The following is a 19,027-nucleotide window of genomic DNA, read 5'->3' as shown; positions in this document are numbered from 1 at the left end:
GGGTCTATTTCGAGTTGGCCAAGGGATACTTCATGAAAAAATTGATGATTTTAATGCTCGCGACTCTGATCGCTGGATGCTCTACGTCAGGAACATCCATTTTGATCGGTGAAGATGGTGCGCTTCCACCCACAGACCCAAGCTCGATCTCACTGCTCCTGGAGCCACCGCAGAAAAAGCATAAGGTCGTTGCCCTGGTTGAGGGTGTCGCGGCAACAGACGATTACTTCACGAAAGCAAAGACTGAAGCCGCTGCGATCACGGCCATGAAGGAAGAAGCCGCAAGGATTGGCGCAAACGCCATTGTGCTAACCGGTAAGGGCACCCAGCCTTATGGTCAAGTAACGGTTGGGAATAGCACTGGCTCGGCGTACGGTTCCGCAACGGCTACTGGCTTCAACGCCAACGCTTATGCAACAACTGTCAGCTCTGCTATGGGCTGGGAAAAGATTACCTTTAGCGGCACAGCAATTCGATACACGGATGAGGCTAAGTAGACTGCTTTTCGCACTTCGAGCGCGAAACGCACCGGCTCCGGTTATCAACGGCGTTAGGGGATTTCGTGAGAAAGCTGCTGGCTGTTTTCACAATTGTGCTTTGTGGATGTTCAGGCTCGAGCTCGGACTGGACCGCTTTCGTATACCCCCGATATAAAAAGCATTCCTGGCCCCGACCAAGTCCCATCACGCCTTGACCCACCGCTGGCGACTCCAGCTGCTCAGCCCGTCGACGGCAAACACCAGCACCAACATCGCCAGGATCACCGTGCTGGCCTGGGCTTCCTGGAACAGGCTGAGGCTGACATAGAGCATCTGCCCCAAACCGCCGGCACCAACAAAACCCAGCACGCTGGCCATGCGGATATTGTTTTCCCAGCGATACAGGATGTACGCCAACAGCTGCGGAAACAGGTTGGGCAGGGTGCCGTAACAGAAGGCCCAGACGACGTTGCCGCCCTGCAGACGGATGGCTTCGGCGGGTTGCGGCGGGGTGTTCTCCAGTGCTTCGGCGAACAATCGGCCCAGCACCCCGGTGGTGTGCATCGCCAATGCCAGGGTCCCGGCGTTGGGGCCGAGTCCGGCTGCCAGCACCATCAGCGCGGCCCACACCAGTTCGGGAATGGCGCGCAGGGCGTTAAGCACGAGGCGCGACGCACTCTGCAGTGGCCAACCGAAACGACCGGCCGCTGGCAAAGCCAGCACCAGGCCGAATACCGCCGCGAGCAGGGTGCCGAGGGCCGACATGGCCATGGTTTCCACGGCGCCACGGCCGATGGCTTGCAGATGGCCGGTGCTCAGGTCCGGGCTGAGAAAACGCAGCACGTAGGCACCCATCTGCTTCAGGTTACCGCTGCCCGTCAGTTCGCCGAGGTCGATGCCCAGGTAGCTGAACGAGGCCACGACCGCCGCGCAGATACAGAGGATCAGCAGCAGGTTGAAAAGGCGATTCATGCGAACCTCCAGCGCAACAGGCGGCTGATCTGATCGGCGAACAGCACCAGGACGAAAAAGGTCAGCAACATGCTCGCCACTTCACCACCGGCGAACATGCGTAACGACAAATCGATCTGCTGGCCCAGCCCGCCGGCGCCGACGAAGCCCATCACCACCGACGCGCGGATCGCGCATTCCCAGCGATATACCGTGTACGACAGCAGCTCCGCCGCGACATTGGGCAGGATGCCGTAGCAGAACGCCGCCAACCGGCTGCTGCCGGCTTGCATCAGTGAGTGGGCTGGGCGCTGGTCGACCGACTCGAAAATCTCCGCGTAGACCTTGCCCAGCATGCCGCTGTAGGTGATGGCAATGGCCAGCACCCCGGCCGTCGGGCCAAGGCCGACGGCGCGCACGAACAGCAAGGCCCAGACGATTTCCGGGACGCTACGCAGGAAAATCAGCAACCCGCGCACCGGCCAGCGCAACAACCGGCCCAAGGCACTCGGGCGACCGCTGCGCGAAGCCGCCGACAACGAGAGCGCCCGGCTGGCCAGCAGGCTGGCGGGGATGGCCAATAGCAAGGCCAGGGCCATGCCGGCGGTGGCGATGGCCAGGGTTTGCAACGTGGCTTGCCACAGCAACTGGAGGAACTCTTCGCCATGGGCCGGTGGCCAGAAGGCCGAGACAAACCGGCCCATTTCACTCTGGCTGTCAGCCTGGAGCAGCACACCCAGGTCCAGTTCGCTGAAATGAATACCGGGCCACAACAGGGCAAGCGCCAACAAACTGAGCAACAGGCGGGGCAGGGTGGCCGGGTCTCGTGTATCGCGGGTCAGCATCGTGGAATCTGCAGGCTCAAGGGCGCCACTGGCGCGGGCGGCGACAGCAGTTGCTCGTTGGCGTAGAGCTTGTCGAGCAAATCGTGGTCGACGTCGCTGGCGGGAAGATCGAACAGGATCTGCCCTTCACGCAATCCGATGATGCGCGAGAAGTGCGCCAGGGCCAGTTCCACCGCATGCAGGCTGGCGACCAGCGTCACCTGGTGTTCCCGGGCATGGCGGCAGAGAACTGACAGGGTGTGCCCGGCTAGCACAGGGTCCATCGCCGACACCGGCTCATCGGCCAGCAGCACTTCGGGCGCCTGGTACAGCACCCGGGCAATGCCCACGCGCTGCAGTTGGCCGCCGGACAATTGCTGGCACTGGGCGAACAGCTTGTCACCCAGGTCCAGCTTGAGCAGTGCCGCCCGCGCGCCTGGAACATCCACCGGATGCAACAGGCTCAACAGGCTTTTGGCAAAACCCCATTGCCCCAGCTTTCCGGCCAGCACCGCCGTGACCACTCGTTGCCGGGGGGGCAGGGGGGGGGCCTGATGCACCAGGCCGATGCGCGCCCGCAACTGCTGACGCCGACGCGCACCGAGCTGCCAGGCGTGTTCGCCGAGCACCTCGACCGCGCCGTTGTCCGGGCGCAGGGCGGTGGCCAGCACGTTGAGCAGGCTCGACTTGCCGGCACCGGACGGGCCGATGATTGCGACTTGCTCACCGGCGCCGATGTGCAGGTCGACCTCATGCAGCGCACGCACGCCGTTGCCGTGGGTGAGGCTGACCCGGTTCAGGTGCAAGGTCATTTCAACAGGTCGGCAGCGCGTGCGGCTTCCTCGATGCCCTTGTAGTTCTCAGGCTTGGTCTCGATGAAGCGGCTGGCGGCTTGCAGGTCCAGAATCGCTTTTTGCTCCGGGTTGGCTGGGTCGAGCGCGAGGAATGCCGCCTTGATTTTGCCAGCCAGGGCCGGGTCGAGGGTGCCGCGCACGGTCCAGTTGTAGTCGAAGTAGGCCGGTGTGGTGGCGAAGACCTTGACCTTGTCGGTGTCGACCTTGCCGGCCTTGACCAGTTTTTCCCAGACGCTGGCATTGAGTACGCCGGCGTCCACTTTGCCAGCCTGAACCCAGGCGACCGTGGCGTCGTGGGCGCCCGAGTAACCGACGCGACTGAAGTAGGTTTCCGGCTTGATGCCGTCCTGCAGCATGAAGTAGCGCGGCATCAAACTGCCCGACGTCGACGAGACCGAGCCGAAGGCAAAGGACTTGCCCTTGAGGTCGGCCAGCGACTTGACGGCCGGGTCGGCGGTGATGAATTTGCTGGTGAACTGGGCGTCCTGCTCACGCTGTACCAGTGGAATGGCATTGCCGGTTTTCAGTCGCGCCTGCACGAAGGTGAAGCCGCCCAGCCAGGCCATGTCGATACGGTCGGTGGCCAGCGCCTCGACCACCGCCGGGTAGTCGGACACCGGCACGAACTCGACCTTCATGCCCAGTTGCTTCTCGAGATACTCGCCCAGGGGCTTGAACTTGCGCAGCAATTCGGTGGGGGCTTCATCAGGAATGGCGCTGACCTTGAGGGTGTCGGCGGCCTGTGCCAGCAGGGTGGAAAAGGATAGGGTCAGGCCGACGGCCAATGCCAGGGTACGTTTGAGCATGGAAGTTCTCCGGTTCAATAGCGGAAAAATGTCGATGCGCCCCGCACAAGCTGATTGCTGCACGACGCTTCGTGAGGGTAGACGAAAATGGCGCGATTATAGGGGCTCTTGCGTGCTTGACCAGCGTTGCAACAGGAGTGATGGCCTAAAAAAACCTGTAGGAGCGAGCTTGCTCGCGATGGTCGTTAACGATGCCGCGTGTTTACTGACTGAACGCGGCGCTCTTGAGTCCATCGCGAGCGAGCTCGCTCCCACAGGTTTTGCGGTGTCCCACCATTCAGGTGATTTACATCCTTGCCAACGCCTGCGCCAGATCGGCCCGCAAGTCCTCGACATCCTCGACGCCCACCGACAACCGCACTAACCCATCGCCAATCCCCAGTTCCGCGCGGGTATCGGGCGGGATGGTGGCGTGGGTCATGATTGCCGGGTGTTCGATCAGGCTTTCCACGCCGCCCAGGCTTTCGGCCAGGGCGAAGATCTGCACGCTTTCAAGGAAGCGTTTGGTACCGGCCAGGTCACTGTTGAGGTCGAGGGCGATCATCCCGCCGAAACCGCGCATTTGCCGTTGGGCCAGTTCGTGTTGCGGGTGCGACGGCAGGCCGGGGTAGTAGACCCGTGAGACTTGTGGCTGGCGCTCCAGCCACTGCGCCAGCTCCAGTGCGTTGCTGCAATGCCGCTCCATGCGCAGCGCCAGGGTCTTCACGCCGCGCAGGGTGAGGAAGGCATCGAACGGGCCGGCGATGGCGCCGACGGCGTTTTGCAGGAAACCCAGGCGCTCGGCCAGTTCGGCGTTCTGCCCGACCACGGCGATGCCGCCGATCACGTCGGAGTGACCGTTGAGGTATTTGGTGGTCGAGTGCAGCACGATGTCGAAGCCAAGCTCCAGCGGGCGCTGGATCCACGGGCTGGCGAAGGTGTTGTCGGCCACGCAGATGATGCCGCGGGCGCGGCAGGTGCGGGCGATGGCGGAGAGGTCGGTGAGGCGCAGCAGCGGATTGCTCGGGGTCTCGACCATGACCATGCGTGTGTCGTCTTGCAGGGACGCCTCGAACGCCGCCAGGTCGGTCAGGTCGACGAAGCTGAAGCGGTGCCCGGCGCTGCGCTGGCGCACCTTGTCGAACAAGCGGAAGGTGCCGCCGTACAGGTCGTTGCCCGAAACGATGTGCGAGCCGGCGTCGAGCAGTTCGAGCACCGTGGAAATGGTCGCCAGCCCCGAGGCGAAGGCAAAGCCCCGGGTGCCGCCTTCGAGGTCGGCCACGCAGCGTTCCAGCGCCCATCGCGTCGGGTTGTGCGAACGCCCGTAGTCCAGGCCTTTGTGCACCCCGGGGCTCTGTTGCAGGTAGGTGGAGTTGGCGTAGATCGGCGGCATCAACGCCCCGGTCGAAGGGTCCGGCGCTTGCCCGGCGTGGATCACCCGGGTGGCGAAGCCCTGTGGCGGGGTGTTTTTATCCTGTTGACTCATGGCAGGGATCTCCGCAAATGGTTGAGCATGTCGGTTCGGGTAATCAGGCCGTGAAAGCCCGAGGCATCCTGGATGATCGCCACCAGTCCACGGCCCAGCTCGGCTTCCAGTTCAGCCAGGGTGGCATTGGGGGACAGGGTTTGCAGTTTGTCGGTCATGGCGCTGGAGACGGCCCTGCGAAAGTGCGCAACGTCTTCATGCACGCCCAGCAGGATGTCGGACTCGTCGATCACGCCGACCAGTTGCTGCCCCTTCACCAGCACCGGCAGCTGCGAGACATCCGCCAGGCGCATGCGCTGGAAAGCCGTCAGTAGCGTGTCATCCGGGCCGACGCTGATCACTCGGCCATCCTCGAAGCGCCGCGCGATCAGGTCGCGCAGGTCGCCGTAGTGCTTGCGTTGCAGCAGGCCCTGATCGTTCATCCACTGGTCGTTGTAGACCTTCGACAGGTAACGCGTACCGGTGTCGCAGACGAAGCTGACCACCCGTTTCGGCTGGGTCTGTTCGCGGCAGTAACGCAACGCCGCCGCCAGCAAGGTGCCGGTCGACGAACCGCCGAGAATCCCTTCGGCGCGCAGCAGTTGGCGGGCGTGATCAAAGCTTTCTTCGTCGCTGATCGAATAGGCGTGGCGCACGCTGGACAGGTCGGCAATCGACGGGATGAAGTCTTCGCCAATGCCTTCCACCGCCCAGGAACCGGGGGTGGGGAGGGTGCCACCGCGGCTGTATTCGGCCATCACCGAACCGACCGGGTCGGCCAGGACCATTTCCAGGTCTGGCTGTACTCGTTTGAAGAAACGGGTCAGCCCGGTGAGGGTGCCGGCCGAACCGACGCCGACTACGATGGCGTCCACATCATGCTGGGTTTGCGCCCAGATCTCCGGCGCGGTGCTGCATTCGTGGGCCAGCGGGTTGGCCGGGTTGTTGAACTGGTCGGCGAAGAACGCATCGGGAATTTCCGCCGCCAGCCGTGCGGCGACGTCCTGGTAATACTCGGGATGGCCCTTGCCGACGTCGGAGCGGGTGATGTGCACCTCGGCGCCCATGGCCTTGAGGTGCAAGACCTTCTCGGTGGACATCTTGTCCGGCACCACCAGCACCACTCGGTAACCTTTGGCGCGGCCGACCAGGGCCAGGCCGAGGCCGGTGTTGCCGGCGGTGGCTTCGACGATGGTGCCGCCGGGGCGCAGGCGGCCATCGCGTTCGGCGGTGTCGATCATCGCCAGACCGATGCGGTCCTTGATCGAGCCGCCGGGATTCTGGGATTCGAGTTTGAGAAACAGCGTACACGGGCCGGTATCGAATCGGCTGACGCGTACCAGAGGTGTATTGCCGATCAGTTCGAGCACGGCAGGGCGGGAGTTGTCAGTCATGTCGTCACTTCCTTGCGCTATTCGCACTGGGTGGACATCGACCGGCGCTGTGCCATCAGGCGTCAATCGCCGGCATTGCATCGCTAGGACCATAGGCCGGGATCAGGCCTCCCGCAACCTTGCACAGCCGACCGGTCGGCTCGACGCTTTTTCCTCGCCAGCAACCACAAAAAACATAATTTCGCTATTTCCCGGCTCCGAACAGAATGCGGCCAACACCCTGACACCGATAGCCGCAGCAGAAGAACAACAGTGATCAGAATCGAGGCGGCAGCCATGACCGACCTGAATCAAACCACCTTTCAGAAGTGCACAGCCATGACAGTTGATAAAACCGAAATTGATACGCTTGTTGTTGGCGCCGGCCAGGCCGGCGTGGCCATGAGTGAACACCTGAGCAAGCTCGGTGTGCCTCACCTCGTTGTGGAGCGCAATCGTATCGCCGAAGCCTGGCGCACCGGTCGCTGGGATTCGCTGGTCGCCAACGGCCCGGCCTGGCACGACCGCTTCCCGGGGCTGGAGTTCGACGGTCTGGACCCGGATGCCTTCGCCGGGAAAGAGCAGGTGGCTGAGTACTTCGAAGCCTATGCCCGCAAGTTCAACGCGCCGATTCGTACCGGCGTGGACGTGAAGAAAGTCGAACGTAACATCGACCGTCCCGGTTTCACCGTTGAAACCTCTGATGGCGTGATCGAGGCCCGGCATGTGGTGGTCGCCACCGGTCCGTTCCAGCGTCCGGCCATTCCGCCGATTGCCCCACAAATCGCCGGCATCGCGCAGATTCACTCCGCTCAATACTACAACCCGCAGCAACTGGCCGAAGGCGCGGTGCTGGTGGTGGGTGCCGGTTCCTCGGGCGTGCAGATCGCCGATGAACTGCAACGTTCCGGCAAGCAGGTCTACCTGTCGGTGGGCGCCCACGATCGTCCGCCGCGTGCCTATCGCAACCGTGATTTCTGCTGGTGGCTGGGGGTGCTTGGCGAGTGGGATGCCGAAGCCATGCAACCGGGCAAGGAACACGTGACCATCGCCGTGAGCGGTGCCCGTGGCGGCCATACCGTGGACTTCCGCCGGCTGGCTCACCAAGGCATGACCCTGGTTGGCCTGACCCAAGCGTTTAACGGCGCCATGGTGAGTTTCGAAAACAACCTCGCTGACAACATCCAGCGCGGCGATGAAAACTACTTGGCGTTACTCGACAAGGCCGACGCCTACATCGAACGCAATGGCCTGGACCTGCCGCTGGAACCCGAAGCCCGGGCCATGCTGGCGGACCCGGATTGCGTGACCAATCCAATCCTGGAGCTGGATCTGCTCAAGGCCGGCGTCACCACGATTATCTGGGCCACTGGTTACTCCACCGATTACAGCTGGCTGAAGGTCGATGCCTTCAAGGAAAACGGCAAGCCGCAGCACCAGCGCGGTGTGTCGGCTGAGCCGGGGGTGTATTTCGTGGGGTTGCCTTGGCAGTCCCGTCGTGGCTCCGCGTTTATCTGGGGCGTTTGGCACGACGCCAAGCACATCGCCGATCACATCGTTAAACAGCACACCTATCTCAACTACCGGGATGCGACCCAGCGTCAAGCCGAAGCCGCCCGTGCACCTATTCACAAAGCCAGCCTCATGGGAGTTCGTTAATGCCTACTCATACCCGCATCCGCATGTTCAACACCAAAGACACCTACCCGAACCAGACGCTGGACAACGATTTGTGCCAGGCCGTGCGCGCCGGCAACACCGTGTATGTGCGTGGTCAGGTCGGCACCGATTTCAACGGCCAACTGGTGGGCCTCGGTGATCCGCGCGCCCAGGCCGAGCAGGCCATGCGCAACGTCAAGCAACTGCTGGAGGAGGCGGGCAGCGACCTGAGCCACATCGTCAAGACCACCACCTACCTGATCGACCCGCGCTATCGCGAGCCGGTGTACCAGGAGGTCGGCAAGTGGCTCAAGGGCGTGTTCCCGATTTCCACCGGCCTTGTGGTCAGCGCCCTCGGCCAGCCGCAGTGGCTGATGGAAATTGATGTGATCGCTGTCATCCCTGAATAAGGAATTCGCCATGACTTTTTCCATCGTGGGTCGCTGCGCCGAGACCGGCCAGTTGGGCATTGCCATCAGCTCTTCGAGCATTGCCGTCGGCGCGCGCTGCCCGTGGCTGCGGGCCGGTGTCGGCGCGGTGTCGAGCCAGAACATCACGCTGCCGGCCCTCGGCCCGCAGATCCTCGATGAACTGGCCAACGGCTCGGCGCCGCCCCAGGCGCTGGACCACTCATTGACCCGCAACGGCTACAGCCAATACCGCCAGGTGGCGGTGGTGGATGCCCACGGGCGCACGGCGGTGTTCAGTGGCAACCATGCCCTGGGCATCAATAACGCTGTGGCCGGTGACCAATGCGTGGCGGCCGGCAACCTGCTGGCCAACAGTGGGGTGATCGAGGCGATGGTCGCGGCGTTCGAAAGCAGCGAAGGCTGTCTCGCCACCCGGCTGATGAACGCCTTGCAGGCCGGGCAGGACGCTGGCGGCGAAGCCGGCGCGGTGCACTCGGCAGCGCTGTCGGTGGTCGGTGACCTGACCTGGCCGATTGTCGACCTGCGGGTGGACTGGGCCGAGGAAAACCCGATTGGCGAGCTGGGCAAACTGTGGACGGCCTACGAGCCGCAATTGCAGGACTATCTGACCCGCGCCCTCAATCCGACCCTGGCCCCCGCGTATGGAGTGCCCGGCGATGAGTGAGTTGCGCAGCCGCGCCATGCTCGCGCGATTGATCGGGTTCGCCACGGTCAGCCGCGATTCGAACCTGGAGCTGATCGAGTTCGTGCGCGACTACCTGCACGAACTGGGCGTGGATTGCGAACTGATCTACAACGCCGAGCGGACCAAGGCCAATCTGTTGGCCACGGTCGGCCCGCGTGTGGCTGGCGGCATCGTGTTGTCCGGGCACACCGACGTGGTGCCGGTGGACGGCCAGGCCTGGACGGTCGAACCGTTCTGCCTGAGCGAGGCGCACGGCAAGCTTTACGGTCGCGGCAGCGCGGACATGAAGGGCTATCTGGCTTCTGTGCTGGCCGCTGTGCCGATGTTTCTCTCCAGCCCTTTAAAGCGCCCGGTGCATTTGGCGTTTTCCTATGACGAAGAGGTCGGTTGCCTCGGCGTGCGCGGCTTGCTGGAAGTGCTGCCCCAACGCATCCCGGCACCAGCGCTGTGTTTGATCGGCGAGCCGACCGAACTCAAGCCGGTGCTCGGTCACAAGGGCAAACTGGCGATGCGGTGTCACGTGCGCGGCGCCGCCTGTCATTCGGCCTACGCACCTTACGGGGTCAATGCCATCGAGCAGGCCGCGCGCCTGATCGGTCGGCTGGGGGACATCGGCGCCACCCTGGCCCGACCGCCATTGCACGACAAGCGCTTCGACCCTGCGTTCTCGACCGTGCAGGTCGGAGTCATCCAGGGCGGTACGGCGCTGAACATCGTTCCAGCTGACTGCCGTTTCGATTTCGAGATCCGCGCCTTGCCGGACTTCGCCCCACAAGTGGTCGTCGATGAGCTGCAGGACTACGCCGAGCAGACGTTGCTGCCGGCCATGCAGGCCGTGGACACCGATACCGGTATCCGCTTTGAAAAAATCTCGGCCTATCCCGGCCTGGCGACACCCGCCGACAGCGCAGCGGCCCGGCTGATTGCCCAGCTTTGCGGCAGCGACGAGTTCAGCACCGTGGCCTTTGGCACCGAAGGCGGGCTGTTCGATCAGGCCGGCATTGCGTCGGTGGTCTGTGGTCCCGGCAGCATGGACCAGGGGCACAAGCCCGATGAATTTGTCAGCGTTGATCAGATGGCGGCCTGTGACCGCCTGATGGATCGCCTGGCGGCTTACTTGAGTGAATCCGAACACCCATAACAACAACGGGCCGACAAGCCCCGAGGAAGCGATCCATGTCCAGATCCTTGCGTTGCAGTGTTCCGTTTGCCCTGGCGTTGTTGAGTGCCAGTGTGTGGGCGGCCCCCCAGGACCTCACCGTGATTTCCTTCGGTGGTGCTACCAAACAGGCCCAGGATAAGGCCTACTTCCAGCCCTTCAACGCCAGCGGCGCGGGCAACATCATCGCCGGGGAGTACAACGGCGAGCTGTCGAAGATCAAGGCCATGGTCTCCGCCGGTCACACCAGCTGGGACGTGGTGGAAGTCGAAAGCCCCGAGTTGTTGCGTGGCTGCGAAGAGGGCCTGTTCGAGAAGCTCGATGCGGGACGCTTTGGTGATTCGGCGAACTTCGTGCCGGGTGCGCTGACCGAGTGCGGTGTCGCAACCTATGTCTGGTCGATGGTCATGGCCTACGACCAGAGCAAGCAGGCCAAGGCGCCGCAGTCCTGGGCCGACTTCTGGAACGTCGCCGACTTCCCGGGCAAGCGCGGCCTGCGCAAGAGCGCCAAGTACACCCTGGAAATCGCGTTGCTCGCCGACGGCGTCAAGGCGGACGACGTGTACAAGGTCTTGAAAACCCCGCAAGGCGTGACGCGGGCTTTTGCCAAGCTCGACCAGATCAAGCCGAACATCCAGTGGTGGGAGGCGGGCGCGCAGCCGGCGCAATGGCTGGTGGCCGGTGACGTGGTGATGAGCGCGGCCTACAACGGCCGGATCGCTTCGGCGCAGAAGGAAGGCATGAAATTGAGCATCGTCTGGCCGCAGAGCCTGTACGACCCGGAATACTGGGCGGTGGTCAAAGGCACGCCGAACAAGGCATTGGCGGAAAACTTCATCGCCTTTGCCAGCCAGCCGCAGACGCAAAAAGTCTTCTCGGAAACCATCCCCTACGGGCCGGTGCATCGCCAGACCCTGCCATTGCTGCCCAAGGATGTGCAGGACCAACTGCCGACCGCAGAGGCCAACCTAGCCGGCGCGAGGGCCGTGGACGCGGAGTTCTGGGTTGACCATGGCGAGGAGCTTGAACAGCGCTTCAATGCCTGGGCTGCGCGCTGATACAGGCACCGCATAACCCCTGTGGGAGCGAGCTTGCTCGCGAAAGCGGTATGTCAGTCACATCGATGTTGGATGTGCCGCCGCCATCGCGAGCAAGCTCGCTCCCACAAAAAGCGCAGTGCAATACCTCGGGTTCATGCTTTGCCGTCTTCACGGAATGACGATGGTAGTCAATTCGGACGAAGGACCCTGTGGGAGCGAGCTTGCTCGCGATGAGGCCGTCAGATCCAACATCTTCGTTGGCTGACTCTCCGCCATCGCGAGCAAGCTCGCTCCCACAGGGATTTCGTCGTTCAGTTGTCATGGTGTTCTGATCAATATTTTATTTTTATTGGTTTTTTCTGCCGGTTATTCCGGAAAACCGCGCAATCTTTTTTAAAGTTTAAAGGCACAAATTAACTAATTTTCCTCCCCGCGCTCTTTGTCCATGATCGCCTCCAACAAGAAATGCGCAGGTATGCCCGCGCACACCGAAGTACGAACACGTACTCATCCTTGCCTTGGAGTTCGTCATGTCCACCACCGCTTCATCCGCCCCGCTCATCGAGAAACACACGATCGGGTACGTCCCCCCTGAGGATCGCCACGGAAAGGTCAAAGATCTGTTCACCCTGTGGTTCGGCGGCAATATCGCGCCGTTGCCCATCGTTACCGGCGCGCTTGGCGTGCAGTTGTTTCACCTGAATCTGGTCTGGGGCATCGTCGCGATCATCGTCGGCCACCTGGTCGGCGGTGTGCTGATGGCGCTGCACTCGGCGCAAGGCCCGCAGATGGGCATTCCGCAGATGATCCAGAGTCGCGCTCAGTTCGGTTCGCTGGGTGCGTTGCTGGTGGTGGTGATTGCCGGCGTGATGTACATCGGTTTCTTCGCTTCCAACATCGTCCTGGCCGGCAAGTCGCTGCATGGCGTGGTCGAGAGCGTGCCGGTGTCGGTCGGCATCGTCCTCGGCGGTCTTGGCTCGGGGATCATCGGCATCATTGGCTACCGCTTCATCCACGTGCTCAATCGCATCGGCACCTGGGTGCTGGGCCTCGGCATCGTGCTCGGCTTCGGCTACATCCTGACCCACGTGCAGACCGATGACTTCCTGACACGTGGCAGTTTCAACATCTCCGGCTGGCTGGCCACGGTGTCGCTGGCGGCGCTGTGGCAGATCGCATTCGCGCCCTACGTGTCCGACTACTCGCGCTACCTGCCCAAAGACGTGAAAGTCAGTTCGACGTTCTGGGCGACCTACCTCGGCTCCTCGCTGGGTTCAATCCTGTCCTTCGTGTTCGGCGCCGTCGCCGTGCTGGCAACGCCGGTGGGCATGGACACCATGGACGCGGTGAAACTCGCGACCGGCGCCATCGGCCCGCTGATGCTGGTGCTGTTCCTGCTCAGCGTGATCAGCCACAACGCCCTGAATCTGTATGGCGCCGTGCTGTCGGTGATCACCTTGCTGCAAACCTTCGCCCACCGCTGGATTCCGACTGCTTCGAGCCGGGCGGTACTGTCGCTGATCATCCTCGCCGGTTGCAGCGTGGCGGCCATCGGCGCCTCGGCGGATTTCATCGGGCATTTCGTCGACCTGGTACTGGCGTTGCTGGTGGTGCTGGTGCCGTGGACCGCGATCAACCTCATCGACTTCTACGCGATCCACAAGGGCGAGTACGACATCGCCTCGATCTTCCGCGTCGACGGCGGCATCTATGGCCGCTTCAACCCGCAGGCGCTGTTGGCCTACGCCATCGGCATCGTGGTGCAAATCCCGTTCATGAACACACCGATCTACACCGGTCCCGTGGCAGTGCACATTGATGGTGCGGATTTGTCCTGGCTGGTCGGGCTGGTGGTCACCACGCCGCTGTACTACTGGCTGGCGAACCGTGATACGGCTTACCGTCGGCGCCAGAACATGGCCGGGTTGATGCCGACCAACAGTTGATCGGGCCTGTGGCACAGGCGTACCGGGTTGAAATGATTGTGTAATTCGGGATGGTCGTTTGCCGGGCGTATGGCTATGCTCAGCAAGTTTGCCAAACGCCAATGATAACAATCACAGTGAAACCATGAGCCAATCAGACACGCGTGCGACTGTTCTAGCGCTGTATCCAGAAGACTCCCGCGAGGCGGCGGCATTGCTCAAGCAGGCAGTGCCGCTGATGGTTCGTCACAACATTCCGCCCAACCCGGTGCACTACGCGCTCTGGTACACCTACAGCAAGGGCCAGGAGCCGGAGCTCAATCGGCACCTGGACCGGGTGGTCAACGACTTCGACTACTTCCCGCCGGAGTCGGCCGCCAAGCTGTTTCGCGAGTACATCATCCGCGATGAACTGGCGGACGCCCGCTCCGGGCAGCAGGACGCGATCAATCTGGTCGACGACATGGAGCGCGATGTGTCGCGCAGCGTGAAGGGTAACCAGGATTTCCAGGCCAGCCTCGGCCAATACCTGCAGATGCTTGAAGAGCCCGCCAGCGAGCGCTTGCCGAGCATCCTGACCCAACTGCAACAGAGCACCCGGCTGATGCAGGGGCAGCAGGAACACTTCCTCGCCCAGTTGCAATCGGCACAGCATGAAATCAAAAGCCTGCGTGACAAGCTGGAGCGCGCCCAACTGGCCGCGACCCTCGATGGCCTGACCGAATTGCTCAACCGCACCACCTTCAACCGCCAGCTTGAACAGGCCTTGAGCAACATGGCGACGGGCGTGGCGCTGGTCATGCTGGATATCGACCACTTCAAGCAATTCAACGACCAGTACGGCCACCCCTTGGGCGACCGCGTGCTTCAGCATGTCGCCCGGGTGCTGCGTGATTCGCTGCCTGGCGAAGCGTTCGCGGCACGTTATGGCGGCGAGGAGTTTTGCGTGGTGCTCAAGGATTGTCCGGACCTGGCCGCCGCGGGCGCTTTTGCCGAGCGCCTGCGTTTGAAAATCCAGTCGCTGCGGGTCAAGGCCCGGGGCACCGACACGGTGCTGGACACCATCACCGCCTCGTTCGGCGTGGCCCATGCACAACCCGGCGATACACCGGAAAGCCTGGTGACCCGCGCAGACGACGCGCTGTACCAGGCCAAGCGCAACGGGCGCAATCAGGTGCGTCAGCAGTCTGACGTAGCGGTCGGGGCCGTTTAGCCAAGGATGAAGTAGACCTTGCGCACCGTGGTGAGGTTTTCCCAGGTGCCATTGAATCCGCTGGCGACCACAAAGGAATCACCGGGGCCGAACGTGCGCGCGACACCCTCGGCATCGGTCAGGCGCACGGTGCCTTCGAGGATGTGACACAGCTCATCGTAATCGCACTGGCAATGCTCCCGGTGCGGTCCTGCTTCCCAGATACCGGCCACGGCGTTTTTCTCAGGCGTCACAAAGTGCCGCCAACTCTTGCTGCGGTAAGGCGCGTCGACCACGGCCGGGTCGTTGATTTCAGTTTCACGGGGGTCAAGGTCGCTGGCGAAGTCGATGACGTGCCGGGGCAGGGCTGTGGACATGGTGGTCTCCGGATCAGGAATCGAAACCGATGCCAAAGGCATCGAAGGTCTTGAGCAGCAGGTCGCGGTGACCGTCGCGGTCCTCCCGCGCCAGTGAGCGCTGGGCCAGTTTCACGCCGACGTAACGCAAGGGTTCGGGCGGAAAGCGGAACGGCGCCTTGGAGGTCATCAGCAGTTCGGTGCGTTCGGTGCGCTCGCCGGCCAGCAGGTCGAGCATGTTCAGCGCGGCGAAGCGGCTGGCGGACACCCCTTGTCCAGTGAAGCCCAAGGCATAGGCGACGCGGCCCTGGTGTTCGCAACCGGTGAACATCGTGGTGCGCGCCGAGGTGTCGATGATGCCGCCCCAGGCATGGCTGAAGCGCACATCGCCAAGGGCCGGGAAAGTCTGGTGAAACTGCTCGGCCAGGCGCTGGAAGCTTTGCGGTCGCTGGGTCAGGGCTTCGTCGCGGCGCCCGCCGAAATGGTAGATGGCATCAAAGCCAGCCCAGAGAATGCGGTTGTCGGCGGTCTTGCGCAGGTAGTGGAACTGGTTGCCGGCGTCGGCGATGCCATAGCGACCGGTCCAGCCGATGGCTTGCAGCTGCGCATCGCTCAATGGTTCGCTGACCAGGCTGTAGTCGTAGACCGGGATCACGCTCGATGCCAGATGGCCGAGCAGCGGCGGGGCAATGTTGGTGGCGAGGGCGATTTGTCCGGCGATGACTTCGCCGTCGGCAGTGCGCAGGCGCAGGCTGTCGTTGCGGGCATCGAGTTTCAGGACCGGGCTGTTTTCGAACAGTTGGACCCCTTGTTCAAGGCAAACGCGGCGCAGTTCGGCCGCCATTTTCGCCGGGTTGAGGAGGGCGTAATTGGGTTCGAACAGGCCGGCCGCATACGCCGGGGAGTCGAGTCTCTGCGTCAGAGCGCGGCCTTGCAGCCACTCGCAGTCAATGCCGAACCGCGCGTAGTTACGCTGCATCGAGCGCAACCCGTCGACCTGCCACGGTTGGCTGGCGACGTTGAGTTTGCCATGGCGTTCGAACTCGACGTACATGCCAAAGCGTTGCAGGTCGGCGGCCAGTTCATCGAGGTTCTGCCGGCCGAGGCGGATCAGTTGCTCGGCTTCATCCGGCCAGCGCTTGAGCGCATTGGACACCCCATGGGAAATGCTCGGCGCGCAGAAACCGCCGTTGCGCCCGCTGGCCTCACCGCCGCAGCGTCGTGCCTCGATGATCGCAATGCTCAGCCCGGGGTTGCGCTGACGCGCCAGCAGGGCGGTCCACAATCCGGTGAATCCGCCGCCGACCACGGCCAGGTCGCATTGCACCGTGCCGGTGACGGAAGGTGCGGCGGGCGGCGGGGTGACGGTGTCCTGCCAGAAGGGATGGGGCAGGACATGGTCAAGCGCATCGAGACGCGATGGGGCATTCATGCTCAAACTCCGACGGTTTTTGTTGTTATGACTAGAGGTCTGGCAGCGCCAGGATCGCCCGCGCGGCAATGTCAGTACCGCGGGTCGCCTGCATGCGCTCGCTGAACGATTGGAGGCGTTGTTTCATCGGTTGGTCGCCCAGCAGCTGTTCAAGGGCGGCGGGCAGGGCGGCGACGGGATCGGCAAAGCGCGGCAGGTAGCGGCCGACACCGACTTCCTCGGCGCGGGCGGCGTTGTCGTGGCCGTCCCAGCAATAGGGGATGATCAGCGATGGCAGGCCGAAGTACAGCGCTTCACAGAAGCTGTTGTTACCACCGTGGTGGATGAACACATCGCATTCCTTGAGTACCGCCGGCTGGGCAAACCAGCTGTCCAGGTACACGTTGTCCGGCACGGTGGTGTACATGTCGCGGTAGGCGCCGACGTTGACCAGGAAGCGGTACGGCAAGCTTTCGATCGTGCTGATCAGGCGTTTCATCATCCCGGTGTCGGCCGCGCCGAGGCTGCCGAAGCTGAGGTAGATCAGCGGCGCGTCGTTGTGCCGTGGAAAGTCCGGGACAATGTACGGCGCTTCGCGGCGTACGCAACCGTCGAGGTACACGTAGCGTTGCGGGTCCAGCGGTTGCTGGCGCTCATAGCGCACTGGCGTCGGTGACAGCAGCAGGTTCAGCCATGGCGAGTCGGTGAGGAACTGCCCTGCTGGGCACGGCGCGGTGCCGTTGCCGAGGAGAAATTGCGAAAAGCGTTCATGGGCTGGCGCGACAGCCTTCAGGTACTGCTCGGTGTAACGCTCACAGGCCTGGGTGTCGCTGGCCAGGCACCCGGACAGGTACGGCGGAACGGCCGCATCCGGCAGTTCGGTTTCGGCGCAGGACACCACCCGCACCCAGGGGCAACCGGCGTTGGCGATGGCCGGGAACATCACCACGTTGTCGAGCACGATCACGTCGGGCTTGAGGCGGCCGAGCAACTGCTGCAAGGGTTTTTCCGCTTCGATGGCGGTATCGATGATGGCTTCCCAGGCCGGCGCCACATAGCTGTCGATCTGTGCCAGCGGGGTCTGGTCGAAGTAGGGAATGCTGCGCTCGATGAAGCGTTCCCAGTAGTGCTGGTGTTCCGCCGCCGACAACGGGCTCGCTTGCGGAATCGGGTACTCGTCGAAACCGTATTCGGCGAACAACCCCTGGAAATGTTCATGGCAGATGAACACCGGCTTGGCGCCCAGTTCACGCAGCGACTGAGCGATGCCAATGCAGTTCAAGGCCGCGCCGAAACTGGCTTCCGGAAACAGGGCGATCAGTTTTTGTTTTTGCATGGCGAGGACTGTCCATGGCGGGTCAGACCCGCCGCTCCTGAAGGTGTTTTTGATGCTGTCTTATTTTCAAAAAAAAATCATCATGTTTTTGCGAGCCGGTTAGCGACGCCCGAACAGATGGCTTTGCGGGATGCCACGGTTGGCGGTTTGCGGGCGTTGCGCGGCGCTCAGGCGCAGGTGCAGGCGCAGCAGGTCGGCGGCGATCTCCATCTGCCCGCGTTCGATCTGCGCGATGATTTGCAGGTGTTCGCGCAGCGCTTCCTGCAGGCGGTGTACGCTCACCGATGGCAGCAGGTTCGGCAGGCGGCGCAGGCCCTGATGCTGGAGCAGGGCGTCGCTGATGAAGCGGTTACCGCAGCTCTGGGCCAGCAATTCGTGGAAGCTGATGTCCAGTTCGCGAAATTGTTGGATGTCGAAGTCTTCCACGGGGCGGGCGAGCAGGCTTTGCGTGGCGCTGCGCAACAGCGCCAGGCGTTGCGGGTCGGCATTGAAGCTGGGGCTGAGCAGGGCTTCAGGCTCAAGGATCAGGCGGAATTTCAGGCTTTCTTCGAGCGCGGCCAAGCTGTTCAGCGACGGGCGAAACAGCCAGGACTGGCCGGGGCCGCGCTCGATGGCCTGGCTTTCGCTCAATTGCTGCAGGGCCTTTTGTGCCGCCGGCCGGCCGATGTCGTAGCGGCGCATCAGTTCGCTGATGCTGATGCTGTCGCCCAGGCGCCCGGCCATGCGGTCGCGCAGCACCGAGGCGGCCAATTCTTCTTCCTCGGCTTGCGGCAGGGTGGCGTTGAAGGCTTGGCCCACCGGCGAGGCCAGCAGTCGGTAGCCCTTGCCGGCTTCGTGGCTCAGCAGGTTTTCTTCCAGCAGCACTTTCAACGCGCCGCGAATCAGCGTGCGCGAGACCTGGAAGGTCCGGGCCAGGGCTTGTTCGGCCACCGGGTCGCCGGCCACCATTGCGCTTTCCTGGGTGTGCTCGAGGATGCGGCGGGCCAGCTCCAGGTGATTGGTGCGCGGTTTTTTTTCGGCTGTCGTGCTCAAGCGTCTTTTCTCGTTGTGATCCGCTGTCGGACTCAGGTGCTCATCTTATGTCATGCGCTGGCGAAGCGTC

Annotated in this window: 18 protein-coding genes; 8 read left to right on the top strand and 10 right to left on the bottom strand. The window is 62.9% G+C overall.

The features are described from left to right. Positions 1–32: 32 nt before the first annotated feature. Complete coding sequence (locus ABIE16_RS15685) at positions 33–497, top strand: hypothetical protein (protein ID WP_218497775.1); 465 nt, start codon at positions 33–35, stop codon at positions 495–497. A gap of 186 nt (positions 498–683) precedes the next feature. On the opposite strand, the gene phnE is transcribed toward ABIE16_RS15685, so the two are convergent. The 6 genes from phnE to ABIE16_RS15655 all read right to left on the bottom strand — a co-directional run bounded on the left by phnE (position 684) and on the right by ABIE16_RS15655 (position 6,752). Beyond that, on the bottom strand, positions 684–1,451 hold the full coding sequence (gene phnE / locus ABIE16_RS15680; RefSeq protein ID WP_429521500.1) for a phosphonate ABC transporter, permease protein PhnE: 768 nt from the start codon (positions 1,449–1,451) through the stop codon (positions 684–686). After that, positions 1,448–2,275: a PhnE/PtxC family ABC transporter permease gene (locus ABIE16_RS15675; protein ID WP_090456254.1), complete on the bottom strand. Its 828-nt coding sequence runs from the start codon at positions 2,273–2,275 to the stop codon at positions 1,448–1,450. The genes phnE and ABIE16_RS15675 overlap by 4 nt, the downstream gene beginning before the upstream one ends. Continuing rightward, the gene (locus ABIE16_RS15670) at positions 2,269–3,066 is read right to left on the bottom strand and encodes a phosphonate ABC transporter ATP-binding protein (protein WP_349736748.1); all 798 of its coding nucleotides are present in this window, start codon (positions 3,064–3,066) and stop codon (positions 2,269–2,271) included. Before ABIE16_RS15670 ends, ABIE16_RS15675 begins: the two co-directional genes overlap by 7 nt. After that, positions 3,063–3,914 (bottom strand): putative selenate ABC transporter substrate-binding protein, encoded by an 852-nt coding sequence (locus ABIE16_RS15665; RefSeq protein ID WP_090456250.1) that lies wholly within the window; start codon positions 3,912–3,914, stop codon positions 3,063–3,065. Before ABIE16_RS15665 ends, ABIE16_RS15670 begins: the two co-directional genes overlap by 4 nt. A gap of 286 nt (positions 3,915–4,200) precedes the next feature. Beyond that, complete coding sequence (locus ABIE16_RS15660) at positions 4,201–5,379, bottom strand: trans-sulfuration enzyme family protein (protein ID WP_429521499.1); 1,179 nt, start codon at positions 5,377–5,379, stop codon at positions 4,201–4,203. After that, the gene (locus ABIE16_RS15655; protein WP_102671909.1) at positions 5,376–6,752 is read right to left on the bottom strand and encodes a pyridoxal-phosphate dependent enzyme; all 1,377 of its coding nucleotides are present in this window, start codon (positions 6,750–6,752) and stop codon (positions 5,376–5,378) included. The genes ABIE16_RS15660 and ABIE16_RS15655 overlap by 4 nt, the downstream gene beginning before the upstream one ends. A gap of 276 nt (positions 6,753–7,028) precedes the next feature. On the opposite strand from ABIE16_RS15655, the gene ABIE16_RS15650 reads away from it, so the two are divergent. The 7 genes from ABIE16_RS15650 (at position 7,029) to ABIE16_RS15620 (ending at position 14,843) form a co-directional block, all read left to right on the top strand. After that, positions 7,029–8,390 (top strand): flavin-containing monooxygenase, encoded by a 1,362-nt coding sequence (locus ABIE16_RS15650; protein ID WP_429521498.1) that lies wholly within the window; start codon positions 7,029–7,031, stop codon positions 8,388–8,390. Further along, positions 8,390–8,800 carry a RidA family protein gene (locus ABIE16_RS15645; RefSeq protein ID WP_003201555.1) on the top strand — a complete coding sequence of 137 codons (411 nt, stop codon included), beginning with the start codon at positions 8,390–8,392 and terminating at the stop codon, positions 8,798–8,800. Before ABIE16_RS15650 ends, ABIE16_RS15645 begins: the two co-directional genes overlap by 1 nt. A gap of 10 nt (positions 8,801–8,810) precedes the next feature. After that, complete coding sequence (locus ABIE16_RS15640) at positions 8,811–9,485, top strand: DUF1028 domain-containing protein (protein ID WP_429521497.1); 675 nt, start codon at positions 8,811–8,813, stop codon at positions 9,483–9,485. Continuing rightward, on the top strand, positions 9,478–10,647 hold the full coding sequence (gene argE / locus ABIE16_RS15635; RefSeq protein WP_429521496.1) for an acetylornithine deacetylase: 1,170 nt from the start codon (positions 9,478–9,480) through the stop codon (positions 10,645–10,647). The genes ABIE16_RS15640 and argE overlap by 8 nt, the downstream gene beginning before the upstream one ends. 35 nt (positions 10,648–10,682) lie before the next feature. Continuing rightward, on the top strand, positions 10,683–11,723 hold the full coding sequence (locus tag ABIE16_RS15630) for an ABC transporter substrate-binding protein (protein WP_090456239.1): 1,041 nt from the start codon (positions 10,683–10,685) through the stop codon (positions 11,721–11,723). Between the two features lie 512 nt (positions 11,724–12,235). Next, entirely contained in the window at positions 12,236–13,651 is a 1,416-nt protein-coding gene (locus ABIE16_RS15625; protein ID WP_349736752.1) for a purine-cytosine permease family protein, read from the top strand. Between the two features lie 124 nt (positions 13,652–13,775). Continuing rightward, positions 13,776–14,843, top strand: coding sequence for a GGDEF domain-containing protein (locus tag ABIE16_RS15620; protein ID WP_349736753.1), 1,068 nt, complete (start codon positions 13,776–13,778; stop codon positions 14,841–14,843). On the opposite strand, the gene ABIE16_RS15615 is transcribed toward ABIE16_RS15620, so the two are convergent. From ABIE16_RS15615 to ABIE16_RS15600, 4 genes are all read right to left on the bottom strand, one after another. Beyond that, entirely contained in the window at positions 14,840–15,199 is a 360-nt protein-coding gene (locus ABIE16_RS15615; protein ID WP_349736754.1) for a cupin domain-containing protein, read from the bottom strand. The two genes, ABIE16_RS15620 and ABIE16_RS15615, sit on opposite strands and share 4 nt — an antisense overlap. A 13-nt stretch (positions 15,200–15,212) precedes the next feature. Then, positions 15,213–16,610, bottom strand: coding sequence for an NAD(P)/FAD-dependent oxidoreductase (locus tag ABIE16_RS15610; RefSeq protein WP_349736756.1), 1,398 nt, complete (start codon positions 16,608–16,610; stop codon positions 15,213–15,215). Between the two features lie 31 nt (positions 16,611–16,641). Continuing rightward, positions 16,642–17,925: a glycosyltransferase gene (locus ABIE16_RS15605; RefSeq protein ID WP_349736758.1), complete on the bottom strand. Its 1,284-nt coding sequence runs from the start codon at positions 17,923–17,925 to the stop codon at positions 16,642–16,644. A gap of 99 nt (positions 17,926–18,024) precedes the next feature. Continuing rightward, positions 18,025–18,957: a GntR family transcriptional regulator gene (locus tag ABIE16_RS15600; protein ID WP_349736759.1), complete on the bottom strand. Its 933-nt coding sequence runs from the start codon at positions 18,955–18,957 to the stop codon at positions 18,025–18,027. Positions 18,958–19,027 lie beyond the last annotated feature (70 nt).

It is taken from the genome of Pseudomonas sp. 2725 (assembly GCF_050434585.1).
Lineage (GTDB): Bacteria > Pseudomonadota > Gammaproteobacteria > Pseudomonadales > Pseudomonadaceae > Aquipseudomonas > Aquipseudomonas jessenii.
Note: the sequence above shows the minus strand (reverse complement) of the source record. Positions and strands in the feature narration are given on the sequence as shown.